The following is a 24,100-nucleotide window of genomic DNA, read 5'->3' on the forward strand; positions in this document are numbered from 1 at the left end:
TTTTTACATTTAATAAATAATTTTGCCTAAAAAATTATTGGATATACAGTAAAGATCAAAAATTGTAATTCAAATTAAAGCTAAGAATGAAAATCATAAAAATAACTTTGGTAATGTCCTGTCTGTTTCTTTTGGGAAGCTGCAAATCTGCTTTGGAAAAGAAAACCTGGAAAGAAGGGATTTTAACAGATGAATTTATATACGACAAAGCGCCTTATCCGTCTTGTCACGCGGTAACCATTGTCGAAGCAACAAACGGGGATTTAGTAGCATCCTGGTTTGGAGGAACGCACGAAAGACATCCCGACGTTTGCATTTACGTAAGCATAAAACCAAAAGGCAGCGATAAATGGGGAGTAGGTGTTCAGGTAGCAGACGGCGTAATGAAAGAAGGCCCGAGATTGCCAACATGGAATCCTGTTTTATATCAAATTCCTGGTGGAGATTTAATGCTTTTCTACAAAATTGGCCCAAAACCTTCGGAATGGTGGGGTGTAATCCGAACTTCATCAGATAACGGAAAAACCTGGTCGGAGGTGAAAAAAATGCCTGACGGATTTTTAGGCCCTATCAAAAATAAACCGGTTTTATTAAGCAACGGAACACTTCTTTGTCCGTCAAGTATTGAAGGCGACGGCTGGAGACTTCGCATGGAATCTACTCCCGATTTCGGAAAAACCTGGGTCATGGGCGATACTTTAGCAAGAGGAAAACAAAAGATAAATGCCATTCAGCCCAGTATTCTGTTTCATAAAGACGGAAGTATTCAGGCCATCGGAAGAACCAGAAACAGAGCTGTTTTCAGTACATTTTCTAAAGATAACGGAAAAACATGGTCTGATGTGACACTAATTGGTCTTCCCAATAACAATTCAGGAACCGATGCCGTAACCCTTAAAAATGGTAAACATTTATTAGTTTACAATCACGTGCTGCCACCGGGAACAGAAGCAAAAGGACCAAGAACGCCTTTAAACGTTTCCATTTCGGATGACGGAATTCACTGGAAGGCTGCTTTGGTATTGGAAGATTCCAAAATCAGCCAGTATTCATATCCGTCTATAATCCAGAGTTCTGACGGTATGGTACATATTGTGTACACCTGGAGAAGGGAAAAATTGAAATATGTAAAAATCGATCCGGCTAAATTAAAAGCAATTCCAATCAAAAACGGAATCTGGCCCGGAGAGGAAAACAAAGTCGTAACCGCGGTAAAAGCGGAGGAAGAATAAAATTAAAGGGGTGCCACGAATTCCACGAATTTTCACGAATGTTCTGTCCGTAATTTAATATGTGGTTAATTAGAGAAATTGAAATTGAAATAAAAATTCAAAAGAAATTAGTGCAATTCGTGTAATTCGTGGCTAAAAAAAAACACAACAATGAGCAATAAGAGTTTTATAAAAGTAACGGCACTATTTTTTATAGTTGCTTTTGCGGGAGCCTTCAATAGCTGCGCAACGGCTCAATCATCCAAAAACACGCAACAATACAAAGTGGCAGTTTGTGACTGGATGATTTTAAAGAGACAAAAACTGGGCGCCTTTGGTTTGGCTGCTGAAATAAAAGCAGACGGAATCGAGCTCGATATGGGCGGTCTCGGAAACAGACCGACTTTTGACAGCAAATTAGGCGACCCCGTAGAAAGACAAAAGTTCCTGGATAAATCGAAAGAATCAGGAGTAGCAATAAGTTCTATTGCCATGTCCGGATTTTATGCGCAGTCTTTTGCGAAACGCGAAACCATCGTCCCAATGATCGAAGATTGCGTCAAAGCAATGAAAAACATGAAGGTGAAAGTTGCTTATCTTCCGTTGGGTACAGAAAGTGATTTGGTTAAAAATCCGGAATTGCGTCCTGTAATTATAGAAAGATTAAAATGGGCCGGAAAACAGGTAGGCAAAATAAGAGGAGTGATTGCCATTGAAACTTCATTAGATGCTGCCGCAGAGAAAAAATTACTCGAAGAAATTGATTCTAAATATATCAAAAGTTCTTTCAATTTCGCCAATGCGGCTGATAACGGGAGAGATATTGTAACTGAATTAAAAATATTAGGCAAAAAACATCTGGGACAAATTCATGCTTCAAACACTGATAAAGTTTGGCTTGAAAATGATACGATGATTAATATGCCCGAAATTAAAAAAACACTCGACGAAATGAAATGGAGCGGCTGGCTGATTGTAGAACGCTCCAGAGATGTTACGCAGGTTCATAACGTAAAAGCCAATTACGGTGCAAATGTGGCGTACCTCAAGCGCGTTTTTCAGAATTAGAATTATTTTGCCACAGATTAAGTGATTAAAGGATTTTTTTCTAATCTGTGGAAATCTTTTAATCTGTGGCAAAAATACAGCACATTTTGTCATCGCGGGAAACTAGCGATCACACGCATAACGCGACAAAGAGTGGTAATTTTCAGTGATCCATTACGAGTGTGATTTCTCTTTCGTTGAAATGACAAACCTGACGAAATTGTTTAATAAATAATAATGCAATGAAATACTTTACTTTACTTTTTTTAACCATTTACACGACTTTCGCGACAGCGCAAAACGTTATTGTTGTGAGCGATCCTAAATCGCCAAGAGCGCAGTTTGGGGCTGAAAAATTATCTGAAACGTTAGCTGCAAAAGGCTTCAAAGTAATTTCATCTGATAAAACAGCTAAAAATTCAAAAGATAAAGTTATTGTTATTGGAGAAAAAGGAACCGATTTCTGGAAACAAAATTCCAAAAATTCCAAAATAGATGACAGCAAGCTAACCCAAAAAGAAGGCTTTCAGATTCGTACGCAAAAAAATACAATTTACATCGAAGGAACAGACGCTAGTGGTACTTTGTACGGTGCGATGGAACTCGCAGATCGTATTAAAAACGGAGGTGAAATTCCCTCAGCAATAAATATCGAAGACAGTCCGGAAATGGTATTGAGAGGGGCTTGTATCGGAATGCAAAAAACAACCTATCTTCCGGGCAGGGATGTTTATGAATATCCTTATACTCCGGAAACTTTCCCGTGGTTTTATGATAAAAAACTGTGGACGAAGTATCTGGACATGATGGTCGACAACAGAATGAACTCTTTATATTTATGGAACGGACATCCGTTTGCTTCTTTGGTAAAACTAAAAGAATATCCGTTTGCACTTGAAGTAAGCGAGGAAGATTTCAAAAAAAACGAAGAGATCTATAAATTCCTGACCGAAGAAGCCAACAAAAGGGGAATCTGGGTGATTCAGATGTTTTATAATATTATTGTCTCCAAACCTTTTGCCGAGCATTACAATATCAAAACACAGGATCGTTCGCGTCCTATTACGCCTTTACTTTCAGATTATACCCGAAAATCAATCGCCGCATTTATCGAAAAATATCCAAATGTGGGGCTAATGGTTTGTCTTGGAGAAGCTATAAACACAGTTGATGACGACGTAGAATGGTTTACCAAAACGATTATTCCCGGAGTTCAGGATGGTCTAAAAGCACTGGGAAGAACAGACGAGCCGCCTATTATTTTGCGTTCCCATGATACCGACGGACCTTTGGTAATGGAAAAAGCGCTTCCGTTGTATAAAAACCTGTACACAGAAAGCAAATACACAGGAGAATCCCTGACGACTTACACTCCCGGAGGGCCCTGGGGAGAGACGCACAGACAACTAAGCGCTTTAAAATCTATTCATATTGAGAACGTTCATATTTTGGCCAATCTGGAACCTTTCCGCTACGGTTCGCCGGACTTCATTCAGAAAACCGTAAAAGCCATGCACAGTGCACACGGAGCCAATGCAATCCATCTTTATCCGCAGGCTTCGTATTGGGACTGGCCTTATACCGCTGATAAAACCGATAAACGATTATTAGAAATGGATCGTGACTGGATCTGGTACAAAGCCTGGTCAAGATATGCCTGGGACAGTAAAAGGGACAGAAACGAAGAGATTAAGTTTTGGGACAAAGATCTGGCAGCTAAATACGGCACAGATGCAGAAGCCGCAAACAATATCTTAAAAGCATACGAGGAAGCGGGAGAAATTGCGCCAAAAACCTTAAGACGCTTCGGAATTACCGAAGGAAATCGCCAGACCTTGTTACTGGGAATGTTCGAAAGCCAATTGGTCAATCCGGCAAAATGGCGCGTGTATCCGGGATTTCATGAATCTTGCGGCCCAGTCGGAGAACTGCTTTTAGAATATGCCAAAAAAGAATGGAATCACGAACCGCATGTTGGTGAAACGCCTCCGCAGATTATTGCAGAAATTACACAGCACGGGAAATTGGCTGCCGAAGCCATTGACAAAGCCGAGGCCAGCGTAACCAAAGATAAAGAAGAGTTTTTACGCCTTAAAAATGATATGCACTGCTACAAAGCCTTTGCCGATTTCTTTTCAGAGAAAGTAAAAGCAGCCATGTTGGTTTTGCGTTACAGCTATTCCAATGATATTTCAGATCTGGATAAAGCATTGCCCCATCTTGAGGAAAGCATCAGACAATATGAAGTATTGGTCAGTCTAACAAAAGATACGTATTTGTACGCCAATAGTATGCAGACCGCACAACGCCGTATTCCGATTGGTGGCGATGACGGAAATAACAAAACATGGGAAGAACTATTGCCGCATTACGAGCGTGAACTGGTTAATTTTAAAAGAAACCTGGAGCTGTTAAAAGCATCTAAAGATGGCAAGATTGTAACTAAAGAAGGAAAGCCCTGGCAGACCGCTGAGGTCATATTAATGGGAGAAAACAAAACCACTTATCCGGTTAAAAACGGAACAAAAGTGTATGGAACACCGATTTCCGAGATTATCAAAACAGCGCCTGAATTGCAAAACTTAAACGGAATTGCATTTGATGAAACAGCACAAAATGAAAAAGGGACACACCTGAAATTCAAAAATACAAAAGCCGTGAAATTGGTGGTAGGTTATTTTAATTCCGATCAGAAGCGATTTTTATTTCCCCCAAGTTTAGAAACAGATGCCGCCGGAAATGCAAACGGTCAGGCCGAAGTAATTTTGGCAAGTGCCATGAACCTAAAAGAATTGCCACGTGTAAATATTCATACCTACACATTTCAGCCCGGTGAAAATAAACTGGATTTGGGTAAAGGACGCGTATTGATTTTAGGATTTATAGCCGCAGACCAAATCATAACACCGCGTGATGTAGGGTATATCGATGCCGGAGAAAAAGCAGCAATCGACTGGTTGTTTTATTAAGAATGTTTTGGGCGTGACCCTCCAGGTCGGGCTGTACGTTCCCGCTTTTTTTAAGGCGAAAAAACGCCTCAAAAAAGAGCTCCACTGCCATCCCTCACGCAAACCCGTTGTTAATTCAAACCTGTCAGGTCTGAATAGAAAAGAATAAAACTTAAATGACCTTATATCACTTATAGGGTTTAAAAAATATGAAGAGAGTAGTAATTTTTATTTTTTTGTTTTTCTCAGGAAGCAGCTTTGTTTGGAGTCAAAGCAATGATGCAAAATTTCGTAAAGAAGTTTCGCTGAATGCCTCTTGGGAGACCGTAATCCTGGATCATCTTCCCACTCAGGAAGATGTGTTTGTAGACAATCCAAAAACTGATTCCAAATGGCAGCGGGTCAACGTGCCGCACAATTGGGATCAGTATTATGGTTACAGAAGAACAAAACACGGCAATTTACACGGAACCGCCTGGTACAAAAAAACGCTGAAACTCGACAAATCCGCAATTGGAAAAAAACTTTTTCTTTTTTTTGAAGGCGTCAGCTCTTATGCGGATGTTTGGGTAAACGGAAAAAAAGTCGGAGCACATAAAGGAGGTAGAACCACTTTTACACTCGATATTACCAAAGAAGTATTTACGGATAAGGAAAATTTAATTGTAGTTAAGGCTTCCCATCCTTCCTTTATTGCCGATCTGCCCTGGGTTTGCGGAGGCTGTTCGGGAGAATGGGGATTTTCGGAAGGTTCACAGCCCATGGGGATTTTCAGGCCGGTTTCTTTAGTCATTACCAATGAGGTTCGTATTGAACCTTTCGGTGTTCATATCTGGAACGATCCATCGGTTTCGAAAGAAAAAGCCATTTTGCTTACCACAACTGAAATCAAAAATTACGGAACTTCAGTCCGAAACCTGACAATAGAAAATACACTTTTTGATGCAACCGGAAAAAAAGTCAGTGCCGTAAAAACGGAAACCCAAAGTGCTTCAGGAGAACGTAAGGAAATTGCATTAACACTTCCTGAAATTGAAAAACCTAATTTATGGTCGCCGGGAAATCCGTACTTGTACCAATTGGTCACTACAATTGCTGAAAACGGAAAAATCATGGACCAGCTCACCACCCCTTACGGAATTCGTTGGGTAAGCTGGCCGGTAAACAGAACCGGAAAAGACAATCGTTTTTATATCAACGATGAACCTTTATTTGTCAACGGAACCTGTGAATACGAGCATCTGATCGGAAACAGTCATTCCTTTTCAAAAGAACAGATCCATTCCCGAATCGAACAAATTAAAGCTGCAGGATTTAATGCTTTCCGGGAAGCGCATCAGCCTCATAATTTAGAATACCAAAAAGAATTAGACGAAAGCGGAATTTTATTCTGGAGTCAGTTTTCGGCTCATATCTGGTACGATACTCCCGAATTCAAAGAGAATTTCAAAACCCTGTTAAGAGAATGGATTAAGGAACGCAGAAACAGTCCTTCTGTCGTCATGTGGGGATTGCAGAACGAAAGCACAATTCCTGCAGCCTTTGCCGAGGAATGTACCAAAATCATACGCGAAATGGATCCGCTTTCTGCTTCTCAGCGTATCGTTACCACCTGTAACGGCGGAGAAGGTACCGACTGGAATGTCGTACAAAACTGGTCCGGAACCTATGGCGGTGATCCTTTAAAATACCATCTCGAAATGAGCACGCAATTACTGAACGGGGAATATGGTGCGTGGCGAACGGCAGATTTACATACCGAAGGGCCGTTTGACCAACAAGGCATTCACAGTGAAAACAGGTTTTCGCAATTAATGGAAATCAAAGTCCGCGAAGCCGAATCGGTAAAAGATAAAATTGCAGGACAGTTCAACTGGCTTTTTGCTTCCCATGAAAACCCGGGACGTGTTCAGAATGGTGAAGGATTCAGGGATATGGATAAAGTAGGGCCGGTCAATTACAAAGGCCTTTTTACCATTTGGGGTGAACCTCTGGATGCCTACTATATGTATCGGGCCAATTATGTTTCCAATAAGACCAATCCAATGGTGTATATTGTTTCGCATACCTGGCCAGGCCGCTGGGAAACGCCCGGAATCAAAAACGGAATTGATGTTTATTCGAATTGTGATGAGGTGGAATTATTCAATGACGTTAACAAAGTGTCGTTGGGTAAATTGAAAAATCCGGGTTTGGGACAGCATTTTCAATGGAATAATGTCAACATTCAATACAATGTTTTGTACGCCGTGGGTTATGTAAACGGTAAAGCTGTTGCCAAAGATTATGTGGTTTTGAATACGCTGCCCAAAGCTTCAGATTTAAATGCTTTAACTTCTGATAAAGCAGATATTACGAAAGGCAAAAAAGGGTATAATTATATTTATAGAGTAAATTGCGGTGGTTCTGAAATGAAAGACAGCTCCGGAAATACCTGGTTTACCGATACACATAAAAGTGATGTGGATACCTGGGGTTCTTTATCGTGGACGGATAATTTTGAAAAACTGCCTGATTTTTATGCCAGTCAAAGGACGACTTTCGATCCAATAAACGGCACAAAAGACCCGGAATTATTTCAGAGTTTTAGATACGGAGTTGATAAATTGCGTTATGAATTTCCTGTAGGAGACGGAGAATATTTAGTTGAATTATATTTTACAGAACCCTGGTACGGAACCGGAGGCGGAATGGATTGCAAAGGCTGGCGTTTGTTTGATGTCGCTATTAATGAGAATGTCGTTCTTAAGGATTTAGACATTTGGGCTGAAGCCGGGCATGATAAGGCTTTAAAGAAAACATTTGTGGTAAAAAGCAAAAACGGAAAAATCATCATTTCATTTCCAAATGTTAAAGCAGGACAGGCGATTATTTCGGCAATTGCAATCGGAACAAAAAACAGATTTGAGAAACCTGCAGCTCAATCTCCAAAAAAAATTCAGAACCTGGTTTTAGATTCTTATGATAAAACGAACAGAATAGCTTCGTGGCTGGATATTAATTCAAGACAATTTTCAGATTCTGATGTTGTTTTTACCCAATTGCCGGCTGAACTATTTGGTGCAGATTATTTACAGTTTTCAGCAAATTCTAACAATAAGGGTTCGTTTACCGCTAAAGAAGAATCTGTTGTTTTTGTTTTGGTTGAAAGTAAAATCAAAGAATCAGCTTCGTTATCAGATTATAAAAAGACAGAAGAAAAAGCTAAAAACAGTAATCGAACTGAATTTTCAGTTTTCACTAAAAAAATAATAAAAGGCGAAAAAGTTCTTTTTGATAACTCTCAATCTATAAGTTCAGTGGCGGTTGTCCCTGTTTACGATATGGGCGAAAAAGACGATTCCAGACCGGTTGTAATTATTGAAGCCGAAAACGCCAAAAGCAGCGGAACCGGAATCGAAAAAGGAAATTTCAAAAAAGCGGATTATATTGAGTTCACGAAAAAGACACCCAACAGCATTCAGTTTGAAGTAAAACCGGGCGTGGCGGGAATTTATTTAATGCGGTTCCGTTTTATGAACAGAAACGAGACACCTTTAAAAGTAAAATTCAGGATGGAAGATGCCTATGGTATTTTAATGCGAAATGATACGATAGAATTTTTTCCTTCCCCGGAGAAATGGAAAGTTTTAAATACGACTTCCGGTGGCTATATTAATGCCGGAACGTATAAGATTACTTTGGAAGGGGAAGATTTGAAAGGGCTGTTATTGGATAATTTTGAGTTTCAGTAGGATATTAGGTGCAAAGGGACAAAGGTTCATACAGAGGTTTAAAAAAATGGAAGCATATAAGTGATGTAAGTTCATTTTAGATTAATTATTGGTTTGTCATTGCTTTGTGCGGCTGAGCGAAGTCTAAGCCTGCGCAACGTGAGCAGCCAACCAAGACTTCGACTTCGCTCGGTCTGACAATTTCGACTACGCTTAGTCTGAAAATACCGGACATCATTCGATTAAGAAAAAAACATATTTATGATTCAACATCAAAACATTGTACAAAAAATAATAATTGCAGTAGCAGTATTAATCTCAACAATTGGTTTTGCTCAGGGAAAGCAAGGGAGAATCATTGAAGATTTTAATAAAAACTGGAGCTTCAGATTAGGAGATTATCCCGGGGCAATTCAGGCTGATTTTGACACGAAGGATTGGCGAACACTTCAATTGCCGCACGATTGGAGTATTGAAGGAGCTTTCAATAAAGACAATCCAACAAAACAGGCACAAGCGTTTTTGCCTGCCGGAAAAGGCTGGTATCGCAAAACTTTTACAGTTCCGGCCAACTGGAAGAATAAAACGGTTTCAGTTGAATTTGACGGTGTTTTTAAAAACAGCGAAGTCTGGATCAACGGACATTCGCTGGGAATGCGTCCAAACGGGTACATTTCCTTTGCTTACGATTTATCGAAATACCTGAATTTTGGAAAAGAAAATACAATTGCGGTAAAAGTCGACAATGATGCACAGCCCAATTCAAGATGGTATACCGGTTCCGGAATTTACAGGAATGTAAAGGTGACAGCGAGCGGGAAATTGCACATCGGACTTTGGGGAACTTTCGTAACCACGCCGGAAATCACCAAAGAAAAAGTTTCCGTTCAGATAGAAATTGAGGTAAAAAATGATTTTGATACCGGAAAAGAATTCAGGTTAGTAACTTCAATTGTGGATCAGAAACATGGGGAAGTGGCCAAAATCGAAACCAAAGAAAAAGCCGCAGGTAATGCTATCTTCAAAAAAGTGCAGCATCTTTCTCTACCGAATCCAATACTTTGGAGTATCGAAAATCCGTATTTGTATAAGGTCGTAACCAAAATCTTTGACGGAAAAACGATGACAGATCAATACGAGACACCACTGGGAATTCGTTATTTTAATTTCAATGCCGAAAAAGGGTTTTCCCTAAACGGTATTCCAACCAAAATTTTAGGCGTTTGCCTGCATCATGATAACGGTGCTTTGGGCGCAGTAGAAAATATTCATGCCGTAAGAAGAAAACTGACTTTACTAAAAGACATGGGTGCCAACGCCATCCGAATGTCACATAATGCGCCTTCACTGGAAATGCTGCAATTGTGTGACGAAATGGGATTCATTGTTCAGGACGAAGCTTTTGATGTATGGAAAAAGAAAAAAGTGACCAACGATTACCATAAAGACTGGGACAAATGGCACAAACAGGATCTGGAAGATTTGATCAAAAGAGACCGTAATCATCCGTCGGTAATGATGTGGAGTATTGGCAATGAAATCAGGGAGCAGTTTGACAGCACCGGAATTGTCATTACACGGGAATTGGCCCAGATCGTAAAATCATTAGACACAACACGTCCCGTAACCAGCGCACTGACCGAAAATATTCCGGAGAAAAACTTTATTTATCAATCCGGAGCTTTGGATCTTTTGGGTTTTAATTACAAACACGAAGATTACAAAGATTTTCCGAATCGTTTTAAAGGGCAAAAGATAATTGCTTCCGAGAGTGTGTCGGCTTTAGAAACCCGCGGGCATTACGATCAGCCTTCGGATATCATTAAAGTCTGGCCTCCCAAACACAATGCTCCTTTTGACGGGAATAAGGATTTTACCGTTTCGGCTTATGATCAGGTCAAGTCGTATTGGGGCTCGACGCATGAAGAAACCTGGAAAACGATCAAAAAACTCGATTATATGGCCGGACTTTTTGTCTGGACAGGTTTTGATTATTTGGGAGAACCGGATCCGTATCCGTACCCCGCCAGAAGTTCTTATTTCGGAATTATCGATCTGGCCGGATTTCCGAAAGATGTGTATTATATGTACCAAAGCGAATGGACGACTCAACCCGTACTGCATATTTTTCCACACTGGAACTGGGCAAAAGATCAGGAAGTTGATGTTTGGGCGCATTACAATAATGCCGATGAAGTCGAATTGTTCCTGAACGGAAAATCACTGGGAAAAAAGTCGAAACAAAACGATGACCTGCATATTTCATGGCGTGTTACATTTGAACCGGGAACGTTGAAAGCCATTTCAAGAAAAGGAGGGAAAGTGGTGCTGGAAAAAGAAATTCATACCGCCGGAACTGCTAGTAAAATTGATTTAAAGGCCGATAAACAAATCATCAGAAAAGACGGCTACGATTTGGTTTATGTAACCGTTTCTGTTATAGATGCTGCCGGAAATCTGGTTCCTGATGCAAATGATTTAATAAATTTTGAAGTCATTGGCGGCGGAAAAATTGTGGGTACAGACAATGGCTATCAGGCAGGACTGGAATCGCTGAAAGCTCCTTCCTGCAAAGTTTTTAATGGCAAATGTATTGTCATCGTTCAATCGAATACGAAAGGGGAAAACATCAGATTGACCGCTTCCGCTTCAAACGGAATTCAGCGTGCTTCTATTGCTGTCAAAGTGGAATAACATAAGCTAAGATTAGAAATATAAAAAAACTCCACTGTCAAAAGTGGAGTTTTCTGAGGCCTATTTCGCTAATCTTCTTTTCTCTTCTTCATTTCCGAAATCCCTTTGTTTCACGTTGATTTTCGTATTTCCGAAATTGTAAATCAGCGATACTTTGAAGAAACGACTGCTTTCATTTTGGCTGTAAACCTGTTTGATGCCGTTCACCACAGAAACAAAATCTTTCAGGTAAGCTGTATTAAAAATATCATTGGCCAGAAATGCAATCTGCATATTTTTCTTAAAGAGGTTTTGCTTTAGCGCGATAGTCAAACCTGACATATAACCCACAGTGTACAATCCGCTTTTTACAGGAGAACTATACGTATAATCCAGCTGTAGTTTTGTCGCTTTGCCTATTGAAAAAGTATTGCTCGTAGAAAAATCCAACTGCAGACCGTTGGTCGGACGAGCATTGATTCCTGACGTAAATATCGTTTTCGAACCCAGCACATACAAAGTATTTTCTGTTGACCACCACTCGGTAAGGTCTGCGGTATAACTTTCTCCAATACCATAATTAATTCCTTTATAATAATTTTCCCTTGTGACCACCTGCGTATTGGTTGCCGGATCTGAGGTAAAAATTACACCATAACCATCGGTAATGCTATTAACGAAAATACTGGTGCGCAAAATTTCCTTATACGAATGGGACAATTCAAAATTATTGCTGAAAGAGGGTTTTAAAAACGGATTCCCTTCAGAATAACTGTTGCTGTTGATGTACGTTCGAAACGGATTTAGTAAATCATAACGCGGTCTGTTGATTCTTTTTCCGTAATTGAAATTAAAACTGTTATTCTCGTTCGCTTTATAAGTCAGGTAAAGGGTTGGGAATAATTTGAAATAGTTGTTTTTGATCTTCTGATTTAAATTCGCGGAAAAACCGTCTGTTTGTGTGTTTTCAGCTCTTAGCCCCAATTGAACCGTAAACTGCTCATTGATTTTTTTATTGCCGCTCACGTAAACGGCCTGATTGTTCTCTTCGTATTCAAATTCATTAGACTGATTCAGATCGATTATCGGAGTTCCGCTCATGTTATCATACGAAAGTAAACTGCTTTTGCTTTTGGTAAAACTGACTTTGGCACCATACGACAAATTCACAAATTCAAGCGGATGTTCCATATCGGCCTTGATACTTCTGTTGTCAATATTCTGGTTAGAAATATTTCTTCCGTATTGGTCTAAACTGATGAAATCCATGTTCGCTGAATACTTTTTTGTGGTAAAATCACGATCAAATTTGGAATCGTAATTGAAATAATCAAAATCTACGGAAAGTTTCCTGTTTAATGTGTCAAGTTTTGTCAGTAAGTGGGCGTTATAGGTCTGATTGCCTGAATTTCGGTTATTGAAGCCATCATTCAGTACGGTGCTGTTGAGTTTGTTCTCCGTGTCATAATTTTTGATAATAATATCGGATTTGAAATTCGGGTTGCTGCGATCGTTCAGATACTGAAAACCAATTGTCGTGCGTTCACTAATGTCATAATCCAAAGCCAGTTTTGCGGAAAGATTTTCTTCATTGATTTTAGATTGTGCGTTCATGTGCTGCAATCCGTCAGGAAAATAAAGATGTAAGTTTTCATCAGAATTTCGGTAGCCTGATTTTGCATTGGCACTCACGCTGAATCGAAATTTATTTTTGTTGTAAAAGAAATTATTTCGCAGCGTATAAATTCCATATTTATTTTGATCGTAAGAAAGGGTGGAAGTGTTTTTCCAGGAGTCCCTTCTTCCTTTTTTCAGGTTGATATCGATCAGTCCGCCCGTACCGTTTGCATCATATTTTGCCGGTGGATTGTTGATGATTTCAATGTTTTTGATGTCATTTGCCGAAATAGATTTCAGGAAAGCATTCAGCTCTTCGCCCGATAGTTCCAGCATACGGCCATCAATCATAACGTGGGAAGAACCCTTTCCCAGTATAGTGATGGCATTGTTTTGTACCACCACTCCTGGCGCTGTATTGATCGCGTTCAGGGCATCTCCTCCGGTTGTGGAAGCCTTATTTTCAATAGTATAAACCAGACGGTCAATTTTTTGCTCGATTGTTTTTTTGTGGGCTGTAACCACCACCCCGTCCAGATTATTTGTTTTTTTGGTCAGAAGGATCAAACCGAGGTCGGTATCTTTTTCAATAGCAATATCCTTTTCCCAATTTATAAAACCTTGCGGGCTGATTTTTATTTTATAAAATCCTTTACTGATACGGATTTCAAAAGTGCCATCTTCTTTACTGGTTGTTCCGTCAATGATTTTTCCTTCAGGGGTTGAGATGATAATATTTTCCCAGGGCAATGAAGCGGTTTCATCGGATATTTTTCCTTTTAATTTAAAGGTCGATTGCGCCAGACAAAATAAAGGGAACAGTAAAAAAATAAAGAGGTTTGCTTTTTTCATGATTTCTAATTTTAAGCTTGTGATTAATTTGAGACAAAGTTGCTTTAGAAATCTTCGACAGGCGACCGATAAAAAAAAGTCGAACCAATTTCACGTTTAGAAATTGGTTCGACTTTATAATGATGAAGTACGACTTTTTACAAACGGCTTATAATGAGCTGTTTCTGTAGGCCGTTGGAGTGAGTTCCGTATATTTTTTGAAGGAAGTATTAAAAGATGATTTTGAATTAAAACCCACTTCATACAAGATTTCCAGAATCGTAAGATCTTTTTTAGCCTTATCTTTTAAAATCCCCATGGCTTTCTGAATGCGGTATTCATTCACAAAATCAAAAAAATGCTGATCCATATAATGATTGATCAAAACAGATAAGTCCCGTACGGGAATATTAATCTGATTCGAAAGCTGCTGAATGGTAAGCGATGGATCAAGATAAGGTTCGTAAACGGTCATGTAATTTTTTAAGTTTTCGATTTGGGAAGCGATAATCGGATCCGGACTATTTCCCGATTTGGCTGAAATCTTTTCGGACTCCGGAATAAGATCTTTGGCCAGTGCTAATTTAGAATTGATGCCCCTGAAAAGCTCAGGATAATTGAGTGCTTTTAAAACAAACCAGCAGGTAATGCATAAAGCAAACAGTCCGACTAAAATATTTGCCCAAAGAAATACATCCTTGTAGACGGTATATTTCAGTAAATTTTTGATCGCCACAACACTATGCGCCGCAAAAAAGACAATCGTCATCTGCATCAGCCATTTATAAGTCGAAGTGCCGGCACTGGCATAATTTTCAAGATAGATTTCCCTGTATTTTTTCAGAATCAGAAAGACACTGATGATGTAGAACAGGTACTGAATTTCAACAATAACCTGAAAAGAATACATTTCCGGCATGGTATTGCCAATCTCAAAAATGCGGTTTTTTTCGATACCTTCGGCCAGATAAAATCGGGGAGTCAGGATTAAATTAACCAGTACAAACGGGAACGCATGCAGTAGATGTTTGGGTTTTAACTTAAAATCCGTATAACAAACCGATAGAACATAAAGATAAAACAAGGGCATGCCCAATAGGGACGTGGTCCACCTGAAAATCTCCAAATTTAAGTGGCTGCTAATGAAATCGAAAATAAAAAAACCGCTGAGATCAATGGCTGATAAAATAAGAAAAGCAGCAAATAACCGGTTTGCCTGTTTATTGCTCGTTTTTACGGTCAGTAAGAAAAAAGCAAGAAGCAGCGAAACAGAAATACCAATTGCGGCTACAATACTTAAAAATATCATTTTATTCATTGCTGTTTTTTGACCAAAAATAAGGTTTAATTGATGAAAAACCAGAGGAGGGATAAATTTGTTGCTGCTGAAAAAGAAGTAAAGAACGGCTTTTTTAATAAGGAAGGTTTATTACATCCCCGGCCAGTACAAAACATTAAATTTATGTCCATCAGGATCCGCAAAGCAGAAGGTATAGCCCTGTTCGTAGTTTTGAGGGTCGGAGAAAACGCTTCCGCCGGCTTCAAGAACTTTTTCGCGCCAGCTGTCTACTTCTTCCCGGGTGGTGGCAGAAAGGGAAAATATAACTTCACTTTGTGTTTTCCATTTCCCGATTGCGCCGTTGATATCTGTTTCTAATTTGGATCTTTTAAAGAAATTGATAATGAATTTGTCTTTGCCAAAGTTGAAACTGGCATTCTCATCCGAACTGTATTTGTTGTTCGATTCAAATCCCAGTTTCTTGTAAAATTCATATGTCGCTTTTAGATCGTCAGAGGCTAAATTCCCCCATATCATTTTAGGTTCCATGTTTCTAAATTTTGAATTAATAGAAAGTAAAAGTATGGTTTTTAGTGGTTTGTGCTGTTATATTTAATTTATGGAATGTTCCGTTTTTATCAGGTTCAAAGTCCTCTCCTTATTTCTTAATTATTTTTTGTAAACGTCAGGATTGAAAAGTTCCATATAAATTTCCGGTTTTGGTAATTTGGTAAAACCATATTTTTCATATAACCAGTCCGCGGTTGAAGTCAGTAAAATCCATCGCCTTAAACCTTGCAGGTTGGGATGCGTCATAACACTTTCCATTAGTTTTTTCGAAAGGCCCTGTCCGCGATAATCGTCCAGAACATAAATATCTCCAAGGTAGGCAATCGTAGAAAAGTCAGATATAACCCTGGCAAAACCTATTTGTTTGCTGTTGTGGAAAAGCCCAAAATTCAGGGAATTATCGATAGACGTTTTTACTTTTTCGAATGGAATATTATCGCTCCAGCCCGAATCTTTCGACAGAAAATCGTGAATGGCCACAAGATCCAGTTTTGTTTTGTCTGTTGTAATAAGGAACTCTCCAAAGGTTTGTTCGATGTTTTCCATTATAATGAATTTAAAAGGCAGTACTTTAAATTATAACTGCTGATTTTCATTTTCGGCCGTCTTTTTCTCTATGTAAAAAAACATTGCCAGAAACTGAATAATTAAAAATACGCCAAAGTAATTTTTATTTAACTCCTGATATACCTGTGAAAGTATAAAAAAAAGAAGGAGATTAAAGAGTGAAATTCTAAACATCAGAATAGCAGCCAATCTGTTCGAATATTGCCAGTTCACTAGGTTTTTCATTGATTTTCTACTTCGGTACCCATAAAAATTATTTATTTTTTTGGGCTGGAAGTAATAATAAAGTACTGAAATCAAAAACAGGAGCAGGGAGACTAGTAATTCTGAACGCATAAGTAACGGTATTAACTTTTTCTTACTTTACTTGCAATGTGAGCCATTTCGTGATTTCCTGCAGCGCAACAGGTGAGATGGTTTGTTCAATTTTTCCATATTCTGTTGGAAGTCCGGTTGTGCTTTCCTGGAATAAATGATTCAGATGAGGAAGTTCCTTAATCGTAACTTTTTTATTTCCTCCTTTGGCTAACGATTTTTTAATCGCCTCCAGATTTTCTTTGGGCGCTACCTGCAAATCTTTTTCGCCATTAAGTGCCAGAACGGGGCATTTTACTTTTTCCAGCACAGGTCCGGGGTTATAGCGCAGAAAGCTAACCATCCAGGGACTTGAAACTTTAGATACCTGAGCATTCACATAATCCTGAAGAGAAACATTTTCAGGTTTATCAGGATCATTTTTTGATGTTTCGGTGATATAGGCGGTCAATTGGGTTTTTAGCGCCTCAGGATCGGTATATTTTTTTACAATCTCAAAAGCTTTTTCGTTCAGGATTCTGTTTTTTTGGATTTCAGCATCGCTTTTTCCGCCGGCTCTTGCAATTAATTCCTGTTGAGTCAAAAGTACCTGATCACCTTGTAAGCCTGGTCCTGCCAGTAAAACGATAAAAGAAACGCCTTTTGTTTCGGTCGCCACTATGGGTGCAATTAGTCCACCTTCGCTGTGACCAATCAATCCGATCTTAGCTTTGTTTATTTCTTTTCTCGTTTTCAGGTATTCAACTGCGGAGGCTGCATCAACAGCAAAATCAGCAGAGGTTGCTGTTTTAAAGATACCGCCGGATTTGCCAACGCCCCGGTCATCGTAACGCAATACGCCTATACCGTTTTTAACGAGATAGTCCGAAAGTACAAGGAAGGGTTTGTGCCCTAACATTTCTTCATCCCTGTTTTGAGGGCCGCTGCCACTGATCAAGACCACAACCGGAAAAACGCCTTCTTTCTTAGGGAGTGACAGCGTTCCGGATAAATTAATACCTTCTTTTGCATTTTGAAAGGTAACTTCTTCCGTATAATAAGGATAAGGTTCAGAAGGCTCCTGAGGTCTTTTGATTTTTTCCTGAACCGTATCTTCACTGCGCGATAAGTCTACATTAAATTTCTGGCCACCCTGCTGAAATGTACCTGTAATAAGATCTCCTTTTAATTCCCCTGTATAGCTTATGCCAAGGTTGGCTGCCTCTATTAAAACGGTCGGTTCCGTAAATGTTACTTTGCTGGCTGGTAATCCAAAAGCACCCTGATCCGGACTGTCCATTGTGGCGGTATAACCACTCTCCGTTTTATGGATATGAAAAATTAGTTTTAATTGAGCAGACTGAACTTTAAGCGTTCCCGTCCAGTTTCCGGCAATATTCTGCGCGATGCCGGAAAAAGTAATACAGCTAAACAATACAAGTACTATATTTTTTCTCATTATAAATTTTTGTGAATGTTTGAAGATAGATTCCAATAAAATTGAAAACCAAATATAGTATTTTTCTTAATTGTGAATAGTAAAATACTTCTGCAATTTGATATAAAAGCGAAAGTGTCGTTTTGATCCTTTCGCACCCATTGTTTTTTGATTGATTAAGAATTATAGCGCCTTTAAATCTGATTGCTGTGGCGTACGAATAAAATTTCATATAGATATTCAGCTTGACAAAACATGGGGATGCGCTGTTTGTTTTTTGGCTACAACGCATTGCATAACAGTGTTTTGTAATTATTCGTACTTGTCGTTTTAATTACCCGTACTCATTTTTCGAAACAAATGTGTCCGACTGCTTTTATTCGGTCGCATAACTTTAATTGCTTCCGCAAATTTGTATCGAAATAAATTTTTAACCTTAAAAAACGATACCATGAAAACTTCATTACAATTGCTTGCAATACTAGTACTAACAAGTACTTTTTCTTTTGCACAAGACATTTCCAAAAAAATTGATTCTATAATAAAGGATAATTATCAAAAAAATCCTCAGGTCGGGATTAGCGTTGGTTTTATCAGGAACAACAAAGAATACTATACCGCGTACGGCAATTTGAATGCAGAGAGTCAGGATAAAATTGATGAAAAATCACTATTCGAAATTGCCTCGATCACTAAAATTTTAACTACCAATTTAATTGCACAGGCGGTTATGGAACATAAAATAAAGTTAGAGGATTATATAGACCAGTATCTTCCGAAACAGTACGTTTTACATAAAAATCTTAAAAACAAAATAAAAATTTCAGACCTGGCATCCCATCAGTCTGGTTTGCCGGATATCGATTTTGGAAAGTTAATCGAACTCAATCCGCAACAGCCCGTAAGCAACGTCACTGAAGAAACACTGAGCACGCTGATCAATACTTGTACGGAACTAAAAGATTACGGTACATACCGTTACTCTACGATCGGCTATACTTTACTTGGGCAAATCTTAGAAAAAGTGTACCACAAGAGCTACGATGAGATTATTACAGAAAAAATAATAAAGCCGTTACATATGACAACTACTTTTACCAAAGATTTTGAGGTGCAAAACAAAGCAGTAGGCCATAATTCCGAGGGCGGTATCCAGGAGTTCTTTAATTGGAATGTGACCGCGCCTGCCGGGTTGGTCAAGTCTAACGCTTTTGATATGGTTGCGTTTTTAAAAGCAGTCCTCAACAAAGAGACTACAGTGGGGAAGGCAGCCATCATCACTGAAAAAATATACTATAAAGACGAAAAAAGAGAAATGGGACTGGGCACTAACATTATGACCGATGAAAAGAATACCATTTATTTGAAATCAGGGGATTCTATGGGACAATCTTCTATTATATGCTACAACAGGGCTGAAAACTGGGGCATCATCATACTGCTGACCCAAAGGAATTCAAAAATGAGACAAAACCTGCTGAATGAAATTTACGATACAGTCCTGAAATAATGGCGAACCGTAGTTTAAGTAACACGATGAAAATGGGAATTCATAAATTGCAGTAAAAATAATTCTTATATTCGTTTCAGCAAGCGCCTGTTAGGTGCACTACTTGTCATTTTGATAAAGGAGGAATCACACGTAGCATTCCGTACAGCAATTCGCCGGACAAACCATAAGAAGTGATTTGATACCCATTAAACATAAAAAAATATGGAAAATAAAAAAACATTTTCATTTACGCTTTCGATTGTAGCAATCATTTTGGGTGTTACTTTGTTTAAGCAATTCGACTTTAAAACGCTAAGATTTGAGCAGCCCGCACTGGCTGTTATCTATATCATTGTCTTCGTAGCTTCCGTTTATTTTCTGGTACGAAAACCAAAAAATCAATCTGAAAAATAGTAAATAGGTTGCTGTCGCTTTTTTAACCAAGTGTCACCCTGAGCGAAATCGAAGGCTTGTCTATTGGGACAGGTCTTCGACTTTACTCACTAATAGCTGCGTGAAGTCTCCCGACTATTGCTGTGCGAAGTCTCCCGACTTCGTGCCAATCCTAATATTTTCGAGTAATTTCTTACCCCTGTTTTCAGAATACTTCGGTATAATCTGAAATAAAATAAATTATTCCTCCGTAATTTTTTTTCGGTGCGCTATTCCCCAATCGGTCAGATTGTTGATTATCGTTTGCAGGGTTTTGCCATGGTCGGTAAGGGCATATTCGATGCTTACCGGCTGGGTATCTAAAACGGTTCTTTTAATTAACTTGTTGATTTCTAATTCTTTCAATTCCTTACTCAGCATTTTGTTCGAAATGCCAACGACATCGTTCAGGATATCAGAAAACCTTCTTTTGTTATAATAACAAATCGAGGAAATAATCGCTATTTTCCATTTTCCACTCAGCACGTCCATGGAATCCTGAACGGCCATCATCTCTTTTTTGTGCTTTTCTTTTTCGCGGTAGTTACAATCCATAAGGTTACTTTGTTACTTCAAGGTTACTGTTACTTTTAGTTACAAAGTTACTAAAAGAAATTAATCTGTTCTACATTTGCATCCGCAATACTATAAAAAAATATAAAAATGAACAGACTAAATAACAAAGTAGCGATAGTTACAGGAGCTTCAAAAGGAATTGGAGCTGCCATAGCAAAATATTTTGCAGCAGAAGGAGCAAAAGTAGTAGTAAACTACGCATCCAGTAAAGAAGATGCAGAGAAAGTAGTAAAAGCGATAACGTACAACGGCGGAATTGCAATTGCAGTACAGGCCGATGTGTCGGTAGCAGCCGATGTGGCAAAATTGTTTGAAGCAACGAAAAATGCTTTCGGAACATTGGATATTCTGGTAAACAATGCCGGGATTTATCAATATGCCCCGATCGAAGAGGCCTTGGAGGAATCTTTCCACAGACAATTTAATACCAATGTTTTGGGTTCTTTGTTTGCCATTCAGGAGGCTTTGAAATTGTTTGGTGAAAAAGGCGGAAACATTATCAATATCAGTTCAGGAGCCAGTAACACACCGCTGCCAACAGGTGCTGTATATTCTGCCACCAAAGCAGCTTTAGATGCCATTACGATTTCGTTGTCGAAAGAATTTAGCGGCAGAAACATCCGTATCAATTCTATTTTGCCGGGTGTGGTGGAAACAGAAGGTTCGCATAGTGCGGGCTTTATCGGAAGTGATTTCGAAGCAAAACTCGTAGCGACTACACCATTGGGCCGAACAGGTCAGCCGGATGATATCGCAAAAGTAGCCGTATTTCTGGCCTCTGATGAAGCAGCCTGGATCACGGGAGAAAAAATTTCGGTTTCTGGAGGTATTTACGGAATCTAATTTTCAGTAGTAAAAATTAAAACAAAGCAAAATGAGTAAACTAAAAAATAAAGTAACAGTAGTTACGGGCGGTAATAGTGGTATCGGATTTGGTATTGCGGAAGCATTCAGAAACGAAGGAGCCGTTGGGACCATTACAGGAAGAAATGAGAAAACATTAAACAGTGCGGTAGAAATCCTGGGTACAGATTTTATGAGCATTCCCGGTGATGTCACGAATATGGAAGATCTTGAAAACACCTTCAAAAAGACCTTCGACAGATTTGGTAAAATCGATGTCCTGGTCGTAAATGCAGGAGGTGTTGTAGACGGTCAGCAATTAGGTACCATCGATCAGGTCACAGAAGAAAATTATGATGGTTATATGAACCTTAATTTGAAAAGTGCCTATTTCACCGTACAGAAAGCACTTCCGTATTTAAATGACGGCGCATCGATCATACTAATCGGATCAAGCGCTGCGCATCGTGCGGCACCCGGTATGGCTATTTATGCCGCAGCAAAAGCTGCAATCATAGCATTCGCCAAAGGGTTATCGCTCGATTTATTGCCACGAAAAATAAGGGTGAATGCGCTTTCGCCGGGTTCTATTGATACGCCTGTTTTTGGAAAACTTGTACCGGAGGAACATTTAGATGAGGTAAAACAAATGTGGATCGACATTACGCCTGTAGGCCGACAAGGACTTCCGTCTGATATTGGGCATGCCGCCGTATTTTTAGCCTCGGACGATTCATCTTTTATAGTCGGCACCGAAATTCTTTCGGATGGTGGCCTTACCAATATCAGCTTAATGAAATAATTAATACGTCTTGTGGTTTTGCAATCGGTGTATTGAAAAACGGAAACACTGGAAAACTCCTTAAGAAATTAGGGAGTTTTTTGTTTTTAATAGAACTAATGCTATGCAAAGTCTTCCAACTTCACACCGCAAAGTTTATATTTTTTAATTAAAAAATTATATTATTTTTCTTATATATTTTTTTTAAAATATTTTTGTTTTAATTTATTTAAATCGATTGTAGATATGAAAAGAAAAATTAACTTAGTTAAGTATGTAACCATTTTTTTGTGGCTTTTTACATATGGCTGTTCTGAGGACAGTGATTACACTAACATCGAAAATCAGGAATCAAAAGTATTATCAGGAGCAAAAAAATGGCTAACTTCCAAACAAAACATTAGGCAAGACGACTTACAATGGAACTCCGCAATTATTTATCAGCAAAGTGTAGAGTCGTCATTTGTTGCAATTATTCCGGTTAGAACTTCGAATGAATTTCTTTTACAGAAAATAGTTTTAGAAATAAATCCGTACAATATTTCCGGAAAATTATGGGCCTTTAATTTTAAGGAAGCGCAGTCCATTGACGAACTTCAAAAATTACCAGCTCATCAAATTTTGGAAAATTTTACAGGAGAATTAAAAATTATAAATCTTGAAAGTTTGGAATTAAAACACGCAAAATTTACTCAAGGAAAGACAGAAAATATCTTGTTTACTTCTAAAACAAAAGTAGCAGGAATTTGCAATAAATGCCATGGAGATGGAGGAGCTATTAATTTAGATGAAGTTGTTGTGACTGGCCCTGGAGGAAATCCGTGGCCTAATCCAATTACAGATCCAATACCTAGTCCTAATCTGCCTATAGTTGGAGGCGGAGGATCAAGTGGAGGTTTGGTTATGCCGCCACCGCCTGATATTCCAATTTCAGACATATTAAAATTCTTAAGATGCTTTAGTACCTCGGCCGGAGCAAATCTAACTGTTTATTCCGAAAGTATGGGAGGAGGAAACGGTGTCGGTCATGCTTTTATAGGAATATCCCAAGGCGGTAATATGGCAGTATATGGTTATTACCCTAAAAGTGGCGGAGTATATGTAATTACGGGTCAAGGAATAATGGGTGAAAATGGTGGACATCATTACGATATGTCAGCTAGTATGATAATCACCGGTGCGCAGCTGCAGGCAATTATCAATTTATCACAAAATTATCAAAATGCGAATTATGATATAAGTTTTAACAATTGCTCTGATTTTGCAACAGAAGTATTAAATATTGCAGGCATTCAGACATCAGGATGGATTGATACTCCAAATACAGTTGCAAATATATTAAACACACTTTCTAATCATACATCTGGATCGAAAAACGCACCAAAAACAAACAGATCATGTCCGTAGCTATCCGAATTTCAAAAATCACTGCCGTTATTTCCTTTTTAATCATTCCGGGTCTTCATGAGAATGGGCTTCCAAATGTCGCTTTATTGGGTATTTATTTTTTTCAGTTTTTTAATGATATAATTGGTACATCAGAAGAAATATTTTGGGAAGGATTTTTGGCAGTGCCTGTTTTTACTTTTCTTATTATATTTCTTCTCAGTAGAAAATTCAAAACACTTTTGATTACATTTCTTATCCTGCTGGCGGTATTAATCTATATCACCGGAATTATTAATAATTACCAAAGAATCAATATGGGTTTTATTGCATTACTGTCTATTTATATCCTGTCATCGATGTATGTGCTAAAACTGTATACAACAAGTGGTAAATAAAAAA

General features: G+C 38.7%; 18 protein-coding genes. 11 read left to right on the forward strand and 7 right to left on the reverse strand.

Features of this window, described 5'->3' with window-relative positions; genetic code table 11:
* Positions 1-86 precede the first annotated feature (86 nt).
* From D0817_RS21360 to D0817_RS21380, 5 genes are all read left to right on the forward strand, one after another.
* On the forward strand, positions 87-1,232 hold the full coding sequence (locus D0817_RS21360) for a sialidase family protein (protein WP_127340381.1): 1,146 nt from the start codon (positions 87-89) through the stop codon (positions 1,230-1,232).
* Positions 1,233-1,382: 150 nt separating this feature from the next.
* Entirely contained in the window at positions 1,383-2,279 is an 897-nt protein-coding gene (locus D0817_RS21365; RefSeq protein WP_127340382.1) for a sugar phosphate isomerase/epimerase family protein, read from the forward strand.
* Between the two features lie 221 nt (positions 2,280-2,500).
* Entirely contained in the window at positions 2,501-5,227 is a 2,727-nt protein-coding gene (locus D0817_RS21370; RefSeq protein ID WP_127340383.1) for an alpha-d-galacturonidase, read from the forward strand.
* Between the two features lie 188 nt (positions 5,228-5,415).
* Positions 5,416-8,940, forward strand: coding sequence for a malectin domain-containing carbohydrate-binding protein (locus D0817_RS21375; protein WP_127340384.1), 3,525 nt, complete (start codon positions 5,416-5,418; stop codon positions 8,938-8,940).
* Positions 8,941-9,180: 240 nt separating this feature from the next.
* Positions 9,181-11,613: a glycoside hydrolase family 2 TIM barrel-domain containing protein gene (locus tag D0817_RS21380; RefSeq protein WP_127340385.1), complete on the forward strand. Its 2,433-nt coding sequence runs from the start codon at positions 9,181-9,183 to the stop codon at positions 11,611-11,613.
* Positions 11,614-11,673: 60 nt separating this feature from the next.
* Here the strand turns inward: D0817_RS21380 and D0817_RS21385 are convergent, their stop codons facing one another.
* The 6 genes from D0817_RS21385 to D0817_RS21410 all read right to left on the reverse strand — a co-directional run bounded on the left by D0817_RS21385 (position 11,674) and on the right by D0817_RS21410 (position 18,209).
* The gene (locus tag D0817_RS21385) at positions 11,674-14,061 is read right to left on the reverse strand and encodes a TonB-dependent receptor domain-containing protein (RefSeq protein ID WP_127340386.1); all 2,388 of its coding nucleotides are present in this window, start codon (positions 14,059-14,061) and stop codon (positions 11,674-11,676) included.
* A 148-nt stretch (positions 14,062-14,209) separates the two neighbouring features.
* Positions 14,210-15,358, reverse strand: a complete 1,149-nt coding sequence (locus tag D0817_RS21390; protein ID WP_127340387.1) for a helix-turn-helix domain-containing protein — start codon at positions 15,356-15,358, stop codon at positions 14,210-14,212.
* A 111-nt stretch (positions 15,359-15,469) separates the two neighbouring features.
* The gene (locus tag D0817_RS21395; protein ID WP_127340388.1) at positions 15,470-15,868 is read right to left on the reverse strand and encodes a VOC family protein; all 399 of its coding nucleotides are present in this window, start codon (positions 15,866-15,868) and stop codon (positions 15,470-15,472) included.
* A 120-nt stretch (positions 15,869-15,988) separates the two neighbouring features.
* Positions 15,989-16,435, reverse strand: a complete 447-nt coding sequence (locus tag D0817_RS21400; protein WP_127340389.1) for a GNAT family N-acetyltransferase — start codon at positions 16,433-16,435, stop codon at positions 15,989-15,991.
* A gap of 30 nt (positions 16,436-16,465) precedes the next feature.
* Entirely contained in the window at positions 16,466-16,792 is a 327-nt protein-coding gene (locus D0817_RS26545; RefSeq protein WP_127340390.1) for an SdpI family protein, read from the reverse strand.
* Positions 16,793-16,814: 22 nt separating this feature from the next.
* Positions 16,815-18,209: an alpha/beta hydrolase family protein gene (locus D0817_RS21410; protein WP_127340391.1), complete on the reverse strand. Its 1,395-nt coding sequence runs from the start codon at positions 18,207-18,209 to the stop codon at positions 16,815-16,817.
* Between the two features lie 430 nt (positions 18,210-18,639).
* Here D0817_RS21410 and D0817_RS21415 point away from each other — a divergent pair, with 430 nt between their 5' ends.
* On the forward strand, positions 18,640-19,698 hold the full coding sequence (locus D0817_RS21415) for a serine hydrolase domain-containing protein (RefSeq protein WP_127340392.1): 1,059 nt from the start codon (positions 18,640-18,642) through the stop codon (positions 19,696-19,698).
* A gap of 204 nt (positions 19,699-19,902) precedes the next feature.
* The gene (locus D0817_RS21420) at positions 19,903-20,094 is read left to right on the forward strand and encodes a hypothetical protein (protein WP_127340393.1); all 192 of its coding nucleotides are present in this window, start codon (positions 19,903-19,905) and stop codon (positions 20,092-20,094) included.
* Between the two features lie 219 nt (positions 20,095-20,313).
* Here the strand turns inward: D0817_RS21420 and D0817_RS21425 are convergent, their stop codons facing one another.
* Complete coding sequence (locus D0817_RS21425; RefSeq protein ID WP_167470963.1) at positions 20,314-20,667, reverse strand: winged helix-turn-helix transcriptional regulator; 354 nt, start codon at positions 20,665-20,667, stop codon at positions 20,314-20,316.
* A gap of 108 nt (positions 20,668-20,775) precedes the next feature.
* Here D0817_RS21425 and D0817_RS21430 point away from each other — a divergent pair, with 108 nt between their 5' ends.
* The 4 genes from D0817_RS21430 to D0817_RS21445 all read left to right on the forward strand — a co-directional run bounded on the left by D0817_RS21430 (position 20,776) and on the right by D0817_RS21445 (position 24,096).
* On the forward strand, positions 20,776-21,531 hold the full coding sequence (locus tag D0817_RS21430) for an SDR family NAD(P)-dependent oxidoreductase (RefSeq protein ID WP_127340394.1): 756 nt from the start codon (positions 20,776-20,778) through the stop codon (positions 21,529-21,531).
* Positions 21,532-21,562: 31 nt separating this feature from the next.
* Positions 21,563-22,333, forward strand: a complete 771-nt coding sequence (locus tag D0817_RS21435) for an SDR family oxidoreductase (protein WP_127340395.1) — start codon at positions 21,563-21,565, stop codon at positions 22,331-22,333.
* A gap of 225 nt (positions 22,334-22,558) precedes the next feature.
* Positions 22,559-23,719, forward strand: coding sequence for a hypothetical protein (locus tag D0817_RS21440; protein WP_127340396.1), 1,161 nt, complete (start codon positions 22,559-22,561; stop codon positions 23,717-23,719).
* Positions 23,710-24,096 carry a hypothetical protein gene (locus tag D0817_RS21445; protein WP_127340397.1) on the forward strand — a complete coding sequence of 129 codons (387 nt, stop codon included), beginning with the start codon at positions 23,710-23,712 and terminating at the stop codon, positions 24,094-24,096. Before D0817_RS21440 ends, D0817_RS21445 begins: the two co-directional genes overlap by 10 nt.
* Positions 24,097-24,100: the final 4 nt, after the last annotated feature.

It is taken from the genome of Flavobacterium cupreum, from assembly GCF_003996965.1.
In the GTDB taxonomy this organism is placed as follows: Bacteria; Bacteroidota; Bacteroidia; order Flavobacteriales; family Flavobacteriaceae; genus Flavobacterium; species Flavobacterium cupreum.